Origin of the sequence: Citricoccus parietis (assembly GCF_042433045.1) — a bacterium.
Classification (GTDB): domain Bacteria; phylum Actinomycetota; class Actinomycetes; order Actinomycetales; family Micrococcaceae; genus Citricoccus; species Citricoccus parietis.
Map to the genome: position 1 here is coordinate 77,110 of NZ_JBHLWH010000043.1, position 12,095 is coordinate 89,204.

General features: G+C 66.3%; 13 protein-coding genes. 5 read left to right on the top strand and 8 right to left on the bottom strand.

Going from position 1 to position 12,095, the window contains the following annotated elements; genetic code table 11:
* Positions 1-89: 89 nt before the first annotated feature.
* The 4 genes from qcrB to ctaE form a co-directional block, all read right to left on the bottom strand.
* Entirely contained in the window at positions 90-1,778 is a 1,689-nt protein-coding gene (qcrB, locus tag ACFFIO_RS15390; protein WP_378043167.1) for a cytochrome bc1 complex cytochrome b subunit, read from the bottom strand.
* Positions 1,779-1,783: 5 nt separating this feature from the next.
* Positions 1,784-2,863 carry a cytochrome bc1 complex Rieske iron-sulfur subunit gene (gene qcrA, locus ACFFIO_RS15395; RefSeq protein ID WP_378043169.1) on the bottom strand — a complete coding sequence of 360 codons (1,080 nt, stop codon included), beginning with the start codon at positions 2,861-2,863 and terminating at the stop codon, positions 1,784-1,786.
* 67 nt (positions 2,864-2,930) lie between these two features.
* Positions 2,931-3,734, bottom strand: a complete 804-nt coding sequence (qcrC, locus tag ACFFIO_RS15400; RefSeq protein WP_378043171.1) for a cytochrome bc1 complex diheme cytochrome c subunit — start codon at positions 3,732-3,734, stop codon at positions 2,931-2,933.
* A 98-nt stretch (positions 3,735-3,832) separates the two neighbouring features.
* Positions 3,833-4,471 carry an aa3-type cytochrome oxidase subunit III gene (ctaE, locus tag ACFFIO_RS15405; RefSeq protein ID WP_378108347.1) on the bottom strand — a complete coding sequence of 213 codons (639 nt, stop codon included), beginning with the start codon at positions 4,469-4,471 and terminating at the stop codon, positions 3,833-3,835.
* Between the two features lie 343 nt (positions 4,472-4,814).
* Between ctaE and trpD the strand changes: the two genes are divergently transcribed.
* Positions 4,815-5,873 carry an anthranilate phosphoribosyltransferase gene (trpD, locus tag ACFFIO_RS15410; protein WP_378043173.1) on the top strand — a complete coding sequence of 353 codons (1,059 nt, stop codon included), beginning with the start codon at positions 4,815-4,817 and terminating at the stop codon, positions 5,871-5,873.
* 105 nt (positions 5,874-5,978) lie between these two features.
* Here the strand turns inward: trpD and ACFFIO_RS15415 are convergent, their stop codons facing one another.
* On the bottom strand, positions 5,979-6,269 hold the full coding sequence (locus ACFFIO_RS15415) for an Lrp/AsnC family transcriptional regulator (RefSeq protein ID WP_159551090.1): 291 nt from the start codon (positions 6,267-6,269) through the stop codon (positions 5,979-5,981).
* Positions 6,270-6,320: 51 nt separating this feature from the next.
* Positions 6,321-6,761: a DUF3054 domain-containing protein gene (locus ACFFIO_RS15420; protein ID WP_378043175.1), complete on the bottom strand. Its 441-nt coding sequence runs from the start codon at positions 6,759-6,761 to the stop codon at positions 6,321-6,323.
* Between the two features lie 85 nt (positions 6,762-6,846).
* Between ACFFIO_RS15420 and ACFFIO_RS15425 the strand changes: the two genes are divergently transcribed.
* Together ACFFIO_RS15425 and ACFFIO_RS15430 are read left to right on the top strand one after the other, a co-directional pair.
* Complete coding sequence (locus ACFFIO_RS15425; RefSeq protein WP_378043177.1) at positions 6,847-7,557, top strand: hypothetical protein; 711 nt, start codon at positions 6,847-6,849, stop codon at positions 7,555-7,557.
* A complete protein-coding gene (locus ACFFIO_RS15430; protein WP_378043178.1) occupies positions 7,554-8,138 on the top strand; it encodes a hypothetical protein in 585 nt (194 codons plus the stop codon). Before ACFFIO_RS15425 ends, ACFFIO_RS15430 begins: the two co-directional genes overlap by 4 nt.
* Positions 8,139-8,207: 69 nt before the next feature.
* Here the strand turns inward: ACFFIO_RS15430 and ACFFIO_RS15435 are convergent, their stop codons facing one another.
* Both ACFFIO_RS15435 and ACFFIO_RS15440 read right to left on the bottom strand, forming a co-directional pair.
* Complete coding sequence (locus tag ACFFIO_RS15435) at positions 8,208-8,687, bottom strand: VOC family protein (protein WP_378043180.1); 480 nt, start codon at positions 8,685-8,687, stop codon at positions 8,208-8,210.
* 39 nt (positions 8,688-8,726) lie between these two features.
* The gene (locus ACFFIO_RS15440; RefSeq protein WP_378043181.1) at positions 8,727-10,178 is read right to left on the bottom strand and encodes an MBL fold metallo-hydrolase; all 1,452 of its coding nucleotides are present in this window, start codon (positions 10,176-10,178) and stop codon (positions 8,727-8,729) included.
* A gap of 99 nt (positions 10,179-10,277) precedes the next feature.
* Between ACFFIO_RS15440 and ACFFIO_RS15445 the strand changes: the two genes are divergently transcribed.
* Both ACFFIO_RS15445 and ACFFIO_RS15450 read left to right on the top strand, forming a co-directional pair.
* Positions 10,278-11,249 carry an aldo/keto reductase gene (locus ACFFIO_RS15445; protein WP_378043183.1) on the top strand — a complete coding sequence of 324 codons (972 nt, stop codon included), beginning with the start codon at positions 10,278-10,280 and terminating at the stop codon, positions 11,247-11,249.
* 135 nt (positions 11,250-11,384) lie between these two features.
* Positions 11,385-11,948, top strand: a complete 564-nt coding sequence (locus tag ACFFIO_RS15450) for a dihydrofolate reductase family protein (RefSeq protein WP_378043185.1) — start codon at positions 11,385-11,387, stop codon at positions 11,946-11,948.
* The last annotated feature ends 147 nt before the right edge of the window (positions 11,949-12,095 follow it).

Sequence of the window (12,095 nt, forward strand, 5' to 3'; positions counted from 1 at the left end):
GCAAGGCGTCGTCACCGTGACGCAGGTGCACACTGACACAGCAGAAGGGCCCCACCGTAGTGGGGCCCTTCTGCTGTGGAGATCCTCGGTCAGTGACCGATGGAGGACTGGCCGTCCTGGCCTTCCACGGCGCTCGGGACGTCCGAGTGATCGTGGGTCTTGGCCTCGGCCAGCTCCTCACGGGTCACCGGCTCAACGCGCTCCTCGTAGAACCAGCGGTTGAACTTGGCCCGCTGCTTCTCTGCGGCCTTGATCTTGCCGTCGCGGCCCGGCTGGGCCGGGACGGGCTTCTTGTTCTCGAAGCTGACGAGCTTGTAGAGGCGGTAGTCGTCCAGGCGCTCATGGCGCTCACGGAACTCGCCCTCCGGAGTCATCTCGATGACACCGGCCTCGCGACCATGCAATACGATCTCACGATCCTTGCGCTGCAGGGCCAGGCACACGCGCTTCGTGATGATGAAGCCGATGAACGGACCGAACACGAAGAGCGCGCGCAACCAGTAGGTCACGTCGTTCAGCGAGACGGAGAAGTGCGTGGCGATCAGGTCGGAGGAGGCCGCAGCCCACATGACGCAGTACCAGATGATGCCGGCCACACCGACACCGGTGCGGGTCGGAGCGTTGCGCGGACGGTCCAGGATGTGGTGCTCGCGGTTGTCCTTGGTGATCCACCGTTCGATCCACGGCCAGCCGAACATGACGGAGAAGAGGATGCCGGCAGGAACCAGGGCCGGCAGCAGGACGCCCAGCGCGAGGGTATTGGTGCCCCAGGGGAAGGGAATATCCCACTTGAACGAGAAGTCACCCAGCCAACCCGGCATCAGGCGCAGGGCGCCATCAACGAAGCCGATGTACCAGTCCGGCTGGGTACCGGCCTGGACGGGCGAAGGATCGTAGGGGCCGTAGTTCCAGATCGCGTTGATGGTGAAGAAGCCACCGAGCAGGGCCACCACGCCGAACACAATGAAGAAGAAGCCACCGGCCTTGGCCGCGTACACCGGGCCGACCGGGTAGCCGACCACGTTGTTCTCCGTGCGGCCCGGGCCGGGGTACTGGGTGTGCTTGTGCACCACGACCATGAACAGGTGAATCACGATCATCAGCAGGATCAGGGCCGGCACCACGAGCACGTGCAGGATGTAGAGGCGCCCGATGATGTCGTCGCCGGGGAACTCGCCGCCGAAGAGGAAGAACGAGATATAGGTGCCGATCAGCGGGATGGCCTTCACGACGCCGTCGATGATGCGCAGGCCGTTGCCGGAGAGCATCTCGTCGGGGAGGGAGTAGCCGGTGAAGCCGGCGGCCAGGCCCAGAATGAGCAGTGTGCAGCCGACAACCCAGTTCAGCTCGCGTGGGCGCCGGAAGGCGCCGGTGAAGAACACGCGGAGCATGTGCACCGACATGGCCGCCACGAACAGCAGCGCCGCCCAGTGGTGGACCTGGCGCATGAAGAGGCCGCCGCGGATGTCGAACGAGATGTCCAGTGCCGAGGCATAGGCCACGGACATCTCCACGCCGTAGAGCGGCTTATAGGAGCCCTCATACGTGGTGTGCGCCATGGACGGGTCGAAGAAGAGCGTCAAGAAGGTGCCCGACATCAACAGGATGACGAAGGTGTAGAGGGCGACTTCGCCGAACATGAAGGACCAGTGGTCCGGGAAGATCTTGCGGCCGAACTCCTTGACCATGGGGGACAGCCCGGCACGGGTGTCCATGAAGTTCGCGATCTTCCCCGTGGGGGTCGAGGCCTGGTATTCGGTGGTGGTTGAGGTGCTCATGAGTATCAGCCACGCTCCCAATATGCCGGTCCAACGGGCTCATGGAAATCGCTCTGGGCGACCAGGAAGCCCTCTTCATTAACGCTGATCGGCAGCTGTGGCAGCGCGTGGCCGGCCGGGCCGAAAATCACCTTGCACTCCCGCGCCAGGTCGAAGGTCGACTGGTGGCAGGGGCACAGCAGGTGGTGGGTGTGCTGTTCGTACAACGCGACCGGGCAACCGACGTGCGTGCAGACCTTGGAGTACGCGACGATTCCGTCGACATTCCAGTCCTCCCGTTCGGGGGAGACATACATGTCCTCGGGGTTCATGCGCATGAGCAGCACCACGGCCTTGGCCTTCTGGTTGAGCATCTCGTGCGGGTCGAGCTCGTTGAGCCCTTCCGGGATCACGTGGAAGGCGGAGCCGATGGTGACGTCGGAGGCCTTGATCGGGGTCCCGGTGGGGTCGCGTACGAGGCGGACGTCGGGTGCCCACATGGTGTGCCGCAGGCGCTCCGGGCCGAAGTTCTCGGCAGCCAGTTCGCTGCGGTTGTCTGTGTCATCGAGGTCACGGAAGATGGCGATCGCCGGCAGGACGGCGAGGACGCCGGCGCCGATGAGGGTGTTGCGCAGCAGGGGGCGGCGCTTCACCTGGGTCTCGTCGACGATGTCCTCGATCATGCCGACGGCGATCTGGCGATCGGCTTCGGTCCGGACCTCGTGACGCAGCTCGGTGGTCTCGTGGTCTGGCATCAGGGTCTTGGCCCAGTGCACGATGCCGACGCCGATGCCCAGCATGGCGAAGGCAGTGCCGAGTCCGAGGAGCATATTCTGCAGGCGGACCGTGGCGATCGGAGTGTCTGGCCCGATCTGGCCGACCACGAAGTAGCCCACGAAGAACAGGAGCGTACCCACGATGGAGAGGCCGAACAGGAAGGCGGCCTGGCGCTCCGCGCGCTTGGCGGCCTTCGGGTCCTCGTCTGCCAGTCGCGGCCGGTGCGGCGGGATGCCGGGGTTGTCGATGGCGTACTTGCCCGACTCCTCCACACCGGCGTGCTCAACGGCGCCCGTGTGTTCCGGGCCTCCGTGGCTTTGCTCAGACATAGATCTGAATCCTTTGCTTGAGTGATGTGACGTTGTGTGTGACCGGCGCCCCCACGGCGCCGTCAGGTCAGGAGGACCGCGTGGTCAGCCAGACCATGAAGCCGATGAGGACAGCCAGTCCTCCGGTCCAGACCAGGAGGCCTTCGGACACTGGGCCCAGCGAGCCGAGGGAGGCGCCGCCCGGGGAGCCCTGGCTCTCGATCTGCTTGAGGAAGGCGATGATGTCCCGCTTGTCCTCCGGCTTGATGTTGGCGTCACTGAAGACGGGCATGTTCTGCGGGCCGGTGATCATGGCCTCGTAGATGTGCTGCTCGGAGACGTCAGCCAGCGGCGGGGCGTACTTGCCGCGCGTCAGGGCACCGCCGGCAGCAGCAGCGTTGTGGCACATGGCGCAGTTCACGCGGAACAGCGTACCGCCGTTGCCCAGGTCCACGTCTTCGTGGTCCGTGTCCAGGTATTGCTCGTCCGGGATAGCCGGTCCGGCACCCAGGGAGGCGACGTAGGCGGCCAGTTGTGCGGTCTGTTCGTCACTGAACTGATTCGGCTTGGCCTGGGCCTGAGGTCCCTGCATCTGCATCGGCATGCGTCCGGTGCCGACCTGGAAGTTGACGGAGGCGGCGCCGACGCCGACCAGGGTCGGTCCGTTCTCGGTGCCGACGGCTTCGACCCCGTGGCAGGTGGCGCAGTTGGCGTTGAACAGCTTCTCGCCCTCGGTGATGTCCTCTGCGCTGTAGCTAGAACCCGTGTTGGAGGCCTGGGCCTGGTTCATGGTGCTGGCGACGGAGTACAGGCCGCCGGTGATGAGAAGTCCCAGAAGCAGCAGCGCGAGCCCGGCGATGGGGTGGCGCCGTTTCTGTGAAAGTGCCTTCACGGTTGGTTCCTAACGTTTCTTTTGTGACCGGAGGAGGGTGACGTTCCGAATCCGGTCTACCTCGGTGTGGTGCGGGTGTGCCGGGAGGACGGCGTGGCCTATTTCAGGAAGTAGACGATGGCGAAGAGGGCGATCCAGACGACATCGACGAAGTGCCAGTAGTAGGAGACGACGATGGCTGAGGTGGCCTCGTGGTGACCGAAGCGCTTGGCCAGGTAGGCGCGACCGATGATGAAGAGGAAGGCGATGAGGCCGCCGGTCACGTGGATGGCGTGGAAGCCGGTCGTGATGTAGAAGGCAGAACCGTAGGCATTGGCGTCGATCGTGATGCCGTGGGAGACGAGCACCGCGTACTCGTAGCACTGCACGGAGACGAAGATCGCACCCATGATGAAGGTCAGGATGAACCACTCGACCATGCCCCAGCTCTTGAGGGCGAGCGGGCCTCCGGTGCGGCGCGGCTGGAGGCGCTCGGCAGCGAACACGCCGGCCTGCGCCGTGAAGGAACTGGCCACGAGGATCAGGGTGTTCACGAAGGCCAGGGGAACATTCAGAGTCGCCGTGCTCTCGGCCCACAACTCGGGGGAGGTGGACTTCAGAGTGAAGTACATGGCGAAGAGGCCGCCGAAGAACATGAGCTCGCTGGAGAGCCAGACCATGGTGCCCACTTGCACCATATTGGGTCGGCTGGGGAGCCCTGTTGCGGGCCGGGGGAGGGCATGGGTTGCAGTCGTCACCCAGCCATTATGGCCCTAAAACACCCAATGGCTCCAATGCGACGAACGTTTCGGCGTTTCCCGTTCTTCCCGTATTGATCGATTTCCCACCCAGTTGCCCAGGAGTGTCCAGCAATCTCGCAGGATTGCACGTGAATCAATGTTTCCGTCCGAGCTGGCCATGAGGTTACGAGTCATGAGTATGTCCTAATGCGGGCCGCCTGGGAAGAGGGGTGGGAGAACTGACTGCACGTACTCGACTTCGGTCTCCGCATCGGTCGCCCGAAACTGAGAATATGACCCGCACCACGTCGTCTGCAATAGACGTTCGCACGCTTCGGCCGCGTCGCGGTGCAGGGATAGCATGAATCGCGTGAGTACTTCGTCGACTGCATCCCTGTCCTGGCCTTTCGTCTTCGGGCGGTTGGTGTCCCGTCAGGACCTCACCACCGACGAGGCCGTGTGGGCGATGCGGGAGATCATGTCCGGCAACGCCACGGACGCGCAGATCGCCGGGTTCCTGGTGGCCCTCGCCGCCAAGGGGGAGACGGTCGGGGAACTGCTGGGCCTGACCCAGGTCATGCTGGACAATGCGGTGCATCTTGAGGTCCCGGGGGAGACCCTGGACATCGTCGGCACCGGGGGAGACAAGCTCGGGACGGTCAACATCTCCACCATGTCGTCGCTGGTGGCTGTGGGCGCGGGTGCAACGGTCGTCAAGCACGGCAACCGCGGCGCGTCCTCCACGGCGGGCGCTGCCGATGTGATCGAGGCCCTCGGGGTCGACCTGTCCATGTCAGTGGACAAGGTGCTCGAGTGTGCCACGACGGCGGGAATCACCTTCCTGTTCGCCCAGGGGTACCACCCGTCCATGAAGTACGTGGCCCCGGCGCGCAAGCAGCTGGGCGTGCCGACCGTCTTCAATTACCTCGGACCGCTGACCAACCCCTCGGGTGTGCGTGCCCAGGCGCTGGGATGCGCCAGTGCCCGCATGGCCCCGTTGCTGGCAGGTGTGCTGGCCGATCGTGGACTGCGCGGACTCGTCTTCCGCGGCAGCGATGGCCGCGACAAGATCACCACGTCCGGTCCGTCGACGATCTTCGAGATCCGCGACGGTGTGGTGACCGAACATGAACTCAATCCGCAGGACTTCGGGATTGACCTGGCGGCCGTCGAGGCCTTGGCCGGTAGGGACGGCCAGCACAACGCTGGGATCATCCGCGATCTGCTGGCAGGCCAGGTGGGCCCGGTCCGCGATGCGGTGCTGTTGAACGCGGCCGCTGGCCTCACCGCCTTCGATACCTCGGCGGAGGGGCACCTCTTCGACAGGATCACGGCGAACATGGTGCGGGCGGCGGAATCGATCGATTCCGGCGCCGCCCAGGGTGCTCTGGACTCCTGGGTGCAGGTCTCGCACTCCTGAGCCCGGTCGCTCCGGTCGCCCCGGTCTTCGCTGTCACCTCGGAGGCCTCGAGATCGTTGGGATCGCTGGACGCCTCTGAGGGGCGTCCCGTTCGGCTGAGGGTTGCTACTGCTCGATGTTCTCGAAGCCGAGTGCGAAGCCCTCTTCCAGGTCATGGCGTGAGTAGGCGCGGAAGGCGAGCATGGTCTCGGTGTCCCGGATGCCCTCTACCTTGGACATCTGGTCGGCGATGACGTCAGCCAGGTCGTCGTACTGGCGCAGCCGGACCATGGCCACGAGGTCCCAGTTCCCCGTCACCGAGTAGACGGACGTGACGCCGTTCAGGTCGGCCAACTGCTCTGCACACTCCGGGATGCGGTCTGGGTCGGTCTTGATCATGACGAAGGCTGTCACCATCGTGGTTCCTCCTGGGTGCTTCTGTTGGTCTCGTCTGGTTTCGAGGCCATCCTAGGACCGGCGTCGACGTCGCGACCGCAGGATGAGCGCGGTGACGGCGCGGCGGCCGAGGAGAAGCACGGCCAGGGCGCCTGCCGTCACCCACTGGAACGCCAGGGCGGCCGTGCCGCCGAAGGCCACCCGCAGGGCGAGGCCGCCGGCCACGGTCACCAGCCACACCACGACGCCGGCCGGCCAGATCTGCGCCCAGGTGCGGTGCGGGCGGGTGAGGGCGGTGGCGATGGCCCAGGCCAACAGGAAGGGGAGTGCGGTGAAGAGAAGGCCGCCGAGGTCCGTACCGGACTCATGTGTCTTGCGCCCCTGCGCGGCGAAGACGACGATGAGCACCGCGTCCAGCGTCAGGCTCATCCACATCCAGCGCGAGGCCCGGGTGGGCGCGTGCAGCATCGTCCGTGCATCGGCCGGGGGCGGGGTCTCGGAAGAAGCAGGCATCCCTTCACTCTAGACGCCCCGCTGACAACAAGATTTACTCCTTGTTCCTGGGTCTACCAAGCGCTAGGCTTGTGGAATGTTCGTCATGACAATGGACCAGCGTGCTTCCAGCCGGGGACCGGATCGGGTGGCCGCCCTCATCGAGGGACTCGTGGACCAGGAGGAGAACGAGTCCGGCCGGGGCATCGTCCGCCCGTTCCAGCGCACGGCGGGGGACGAGGTACAGGGTGTGGTGGATCGGGCCGAGATCGTGGTGGGCATCGCCCTCTCGGCGGCGCGGTCCGGCCATTGGAGCGTGGGAATCGGGGTCGGCCAGGTGCGCCAGCCCCTGCCCGCGGAGACCCGTGCCGGTGCCGGGCCCGCCTTCGAGTACGCCCGCATCGCCGTCGAGCGAGCCAAGCATTCGCCCGGCCGGGTGGCCGTGGCCGGTCCGGTCACGACCGGTGGCGCCACTGACTCCACCGACTCGACCGGCTCCGCCGACTCACCCACCGGGGCTCCTGTGGGGGACGAGGTGTCCGAGCTGCTGGAGGGGATCGAAGCGAGCCTGCAGTTGCTGGCAGAACTCGAACATCGGCGCAGCGAGGACGGCCAGGAAGCTGGCCGGCTGGTGGACGCCGGCAGGACACAACGCGAGGCTGCCCGTGAGTTGGGTGTCACGCAGCAAGCGGTGAGTTCGCGGCTGCGCACGGGAATGTGGGGTGAGTCCCGACGTCTGGCGTCCGTGGTCTCTGGCATGCTGGAGCGCGTTGACCGGCTGGTCGATGGCGGAGGTGGATCAAGGGGACAGGGATGACAGGCTTAGCCGTGGTGTCAGTTGCGCTGCTGGTGGTGTCCGGCCTGGTCGGGGTGCCCCAGTATCTCGAGCGATGGCGAGGAACGCCGAGCCGTCCACAGGTCTGGTTGTACTGCTCTGCACTGATCCAGATCCTCCTGCTGGGCGCGGCCGCCGTGGTGGCGCTGCTCTCGGGCGGGGGAGCGGGGTGGGCTGTCTCCGGGCCTTTGGCCGTTCTGGCGGCGACGGTGGGCGGCGGCTCTCCCACGGTGGCGGTCCTACGGCTGTCCTTCAACTCGTCCCACCCAGAGCACCAGCGGGTCCTGACAGGCCCAGAGGGAGAGAAGGTCTTCAACGAGGAGATCAACGCACAGCCCGTCTTGCGAGGCGGGGCCTGGATCGGTGTCCTCGAGCGATTGGCCGTGGCCTCAACGCTGATCATGGGCTGGCCCGAAGGACTGGCGATCATTCTGGCGGTCAAGGCGCTGGGCCGGTATTCGGAACTGGGCAAGTCCGGCGCGGCCGAACGGTTCATCCTCGGGACCTTCGCGAGCCAGCTGTGGGCGTGCGCCTGTGTGGGCGTGGCTGTTCTGCTGGCCTGATGCCCTGAGATCCCGTTGGGCTCGCGATATAGGGGGAGCTGGCGCTCGGCCGGCCCTGACGCTCAGCACCTAGAGACAGAACTCGTTGCCCTCCGGGTCCTGCAGAACTGTCCAGGTCCACGGGCCCTGGCGTCCCGTGGCGACTTGCGTGGCGCCCAGGCCGATCAGCCGGTGTAGTTCACCGGCGCGGCGCTCATCATCGGCGCCGGGTTCGCGCAGGTCCCAGTGGACCCGGTTCTTGACGGATTTGGATTCGGGGACGGCCTGGAAGAGGACGCGCGGCCGATCGCCCGCTCCCTCAGTGTCCCCGGGTGGATTGATGGCGGCGCCGCTGGCCCACACCAACCGGCCACGGTGGGTCGTGGTCTCGGCGTCGCTGGCGTGGCCCTCGGCCACCATGCGGCGGATGAAGTCCTCGTCCTGGGTCTCGACCTCCCAGCGAAGGGCCTCGGCCCACCAGTCGGCGAGCTCGTGGGGGCGTGCGCTGTCAACGCAGAGCTGGAGTCCATAGACAGGCCCCGCAGGGTCCGTGAGCGGTTCAGCGGTCATCACGACAGCCTAGGAGCGAAGCGGGCCGGCGGAACAGACTCAGGCGACGGGCTCTGCGGTGGGTGCGCGGCCGGCGTCGTGCACGGGTGTCCCTGAAGGCTCCGGAGACCGAGCCCAGGTCTGCCAGCCGGCATAGGACCCCTCCAGTTCAGCGATGGTGAAGCCGGCCCGGCGCAGGGCGGAGGCGGCCACGGAGTTGCGGATGCCCGTCTGGCAATAGGTCACGATGACTCGTTGGCGGGGGAGCGCGTCCAGATTCCACAGGACCTTGCCGGCATTGAGTTGCCAGGCGCCGGGGATGTGCCCGTCGGCATACTCGCCCTTGCTGCGCACATCCAGGAGGACTGCGTGGTCGGCGGAATCGAGGTCGGCAGGGGAGAGGAGAAGGGGTGAGCTGCTCGGTAGCCCCTCGATGCCCTTGACGTAGCCCACCACCCGGTCGATGCCGACGCGGACCAGGTGGTCCCAGAGCCGGTGGGCCTGATCGCCGTCCTCGGCCAGGAGGACGAGCGGGGTCGAGTCCTGCTCGGGGTCGTAGGCCCACGCTCCGTGGCTGGCCACCTTGTCCGGGTTGGGCAGGGACAGCGCGTCCCGTACTGTCCCGCGGTGGACCGCCGCTACCGAGCGGGTGTCCACGAGTACGAGGGAGCCGTTGTCCACGCCGGCGGCGACCGTGGCGATGTCCAGTTCGGCCAGCGCCGCTCTGGGTCCCATGACTTCTGGTCCCTGGCGGTTCTGGTGTTTCATGCGCGCGAAGTAGGCGTGGGCGTCCGGTTGACCCTCGAGCAGCTCGTGGATGAATCCGTCCTCGTCTCCGGCCGACAGATGCCTGCCCCACCACGAGTACAACCGCTCATAGCCCACGGAGGTGGACGGCAACGCACCGAGCGCCTTGCCACACGGTGATCCGGCGCCGTGGCCTGGAAAGACCTGCACGTGGTCAGGAAGCGCGAGGAAGACGTCTCGGAGCGAGGCCAACAGCTGCCGGGCCCCCTCGAAACGGGTGTCCACGCCACCGGCCGCCTCGTCGAGTAGATCGGGGCGACCGAGATCGCCCGCGAACACGAAATCTCCCGAGAGGAGATACCCCGGCTCGGTGGTGACGGCGCCATCGGTGACGAGGAAGGACAGGTGCTCCGGGGTGTGCCCGGGGGTGTGCAGTGCCTGGAGGGTGATGTTGCCCAGGGTGATCGAGTCACGGTCATACAGTCGCTCGGCCTCGAAGCCGTACTGCCAGTCCGGACCGCCCTCCGCCGAGACCCAGAGCGTGGCGTCGGTCGCGTGGGCGAGTTCGCGGGATCCCGAGAGATAGTCGGCATGGATGTGGGTCTCCGTCACTGCGGTGATCTGCATCCCGTTCCGAGCGGCGAGGTCCAGGTACTCCTGGACGTCCCGGCGCGGGTCCACCACGATGGCCTCCCCGGTCTTCTGACAGCCGATCAGATAACTGGCCTGGGACAGGTCGTGGTCGTAGATCCGTTCCAGCAACATGGCGATGCTCCTTGAAGGCGGTGGTGGACACATTAGTGGATAGCGGAGCTGCGGTGGAGGGTTGGGTGCCGCCGTCCGGGCGGCCGATAGGGTGATCGGATGACTTCCTCCAACACGCTGCAGACCACCACGATCACTCTCCAGGACACCGAGTACACGACCCTGCCACTCGTTCTGGGCGGCAACACCTTCGGTTGGACCTCGGATCGGGATACCTCCTTTGCCGTGCTGGACGCCTTCGTCGGGGCCGGCGGCACCCTGATCGACACCGCAGACCTGTATGCCGTCTGGGCCGGCGACCATACCGGCGGCGATTCGGAGAAGGTCCTGGGGGAGTGGTTCGCCGCCCGTGGCACTCGGGAGACGCTCGTCTTGGCGACGAAGATGGGCGGCCTGGCGCCCTACGACAACCAACAGCATGATTCCGTGGTGGCGGCCCTGGAGGCCTCACTGGATCGACTGCAGACCGACTACATCGACGTGTACTACTCGCACTATGACGACGAGAACGTCTCGATCGAGGATCAGGCCACCACCTACGACGGGCTGGTCGCCTCCGGCAAGGTTCGCCACATCGCGCTGTCCAACTACTCGCCGAAGCGCATGCGCCAGTGGTTCGAGTACGCCACCGCGAACGGTCTCGCGGTGCCGGTCGCCATCCAGCCGCAGTACAACCTGGTGCACCGCCAGGACTTCGAAACCGCCTACCTGCCGATGGCGCGTGAGTTCGGCGCTGCCACCTTCCCGTACTTCGCGCTGGCGTCCGGTTTCCTCACTGGCAAGTACCGCTCCGCCGCCGATCTCGAGGGGAGGTCCCGGCAGAACATGGTCGAGGGATATGCGACTGAGGAAGGCTTCGCCGTGGTGGACGAGCTGGTGCGGGTGGCCGAGTCCCGCGGCGTCGAGCCCGCAACGGTGGCCCTGGCCTGGCAGCTCGCCCAGGGGGCCACCGCTCCGATCGCCTCGGCATCCACTCCCGAACAGCTTCCCGCATTGGTGGCCGCCGGCTCCCTGACGCTGACCGATGCCGAACTTCGAGGACTGGACGTCGCGTCCCGGCCCTTCGCCTGACGGTGTTGGAGGACGCCTGACGGTGCGGGAGGCCGTGACCGTGAGCCTCTGACCTCGTCGGCCCTTTGATGCCCGAAGGTCGTCCGCGCCGTGCTGGCCTGTACGCCGGAGGCCGACTCACGGGACACTGACGCCATGCGAAAACTGACCTGGGGGATGAACGTGAGCCTGGACGGCTACATTGCCGCGCCCGGCGACGACCTCGGCTGGAGCGTGCCGAGCGACGAGCTGTTCCAGTGGTGGTCCGACCGGGTAGGGGCGACGGGCTTGGCGCTGTACGGGCGCAAACTGTGGGAGACGATGAGTTCCCACTGGCCGACCGCCGACCAGCAGCCCGACGTCACGCCGGCGCAGATCGAGTACGCCCGCCGCTGGCGCCACATGCCGAAGGTCGTGTTCTCCTCGACGACCAGCAAGGTCGACTGGAACGCCCGGTTGGTCACCGGCGACGCTGTCGAAGAAATCAGTCGACTCAAGACTGAGGATGGTGGTCCGATGGACGTCGGCGGCGCCACCCTCGCCGCGGCGACCATGCGGGCCGGGCTGATCGATGAGTACGCGATCGTCACGCACCCGGTCCTGGTGGGCGGCGGCACGCGGTTCTTCCCGACCTTGGGCCACTGGGTGAACCTGAGCCTGGTGGAGACCCGGACGTTTCCCGACGGTGTGCTCCTGACCAGATACGAGACCAGGCGTTGAGTACTCGTCGATCCATAAGTGCTGGCCTGACGTATTCGTGACCGGCGTATTCTCTCGATTCCAGAGCGGGAGCGGGCTACGCGGGGAGCCCAAGGTCAGAGATCGGTGCTGCGGTGGTTGATGTAGTCGGTGAAGGTGGCGCCCGCG

What these genes read in the sequence shown, in the direction of transcription:
- ACFFIO_RS15435 (WP_378043180.1), bottom strand. Translation starts at nt 8,687, where the DNA reads ATGACCGCTGAACCGCTCACGGACCCTGCGGGGCCTGTCTATGGACTC.
- ACFFIO_RS15430 (WP_378043178.1), top strand. Translation starts at nt 7,554, where the DNA reads ATGACAGGCTTAGCCGTGGTGTCAGTTGCGCTGCTGGTGGTGTCCGGC.
- ACFFIO_RS15445 (WP_378043183.1), top strand. Translation starts at nt 10,278, where the DNA reads ATGACTTCCTCCAACACGCTGCAGACCACCACGATCACTCTCCAGGAC.
- ACFFIO_RS15425 (WP_378043177.1), top strand. Translation starts at nt 6,847, where the DNA reads ATGACAATGGACCAGCGTGCTTCCAGCCGGGGACCGGATCGGGTGGCC.
- ACFFIO_RS15420 (WP_378043175.1), bottom strand. Translation starts at nt 6,761, where the DNA reads ATGCCTGCTTCTTCCGAGACCCCGCCCCCGGCCGATGCACGGACGATG.
- qcrA (WP_378043169.1), bottom strand. Translation starts at nt 2,863, where the DNA reads ATGTCTGAGCAAAGCCACGGAGGCCCGGAACACACGGGCGCCGTTGAG.
- ACFFIO_RS15415 (WP_159551090.1), bottom strand. Translation starts at nt 6,269, where the DNA reads ATGGTGACAGCCTTCGTCATGATCAAGACCGACCCAGACCGCATCCCG.
- ACFFIO_RS15450 (WP_378043185.1), top strand. Translation starts at nt 11,385, where the DNA reads ATGCGAAAACTGACCTGGGGGATGAACGTGAGCCTGGACGGCTACATT.
- qcrB (WP_378043167.1), bottom strand. Translation starts at nt 1,778, where the DNA reads ATGAGCACCTCAACCACCACCGAATACCAGGCCTCGACCCCCACGGGG.
- trpD (WP_378043173.1), top strand. Translation starts at nt 4,815, where the DNA reads ATGAATCGCGTGAGTACTTCGTCGACTGCATCCCTGTCCTGGCCTTTC.
- ACFFIO_RS15440 (WP_378043181.1), bottom strand. Translation starts at nt 10,178, where the DNA reads ATGTTGCTGGAACGGATCTACGACCACGACCTGTCCCAGGCCAGTTAT.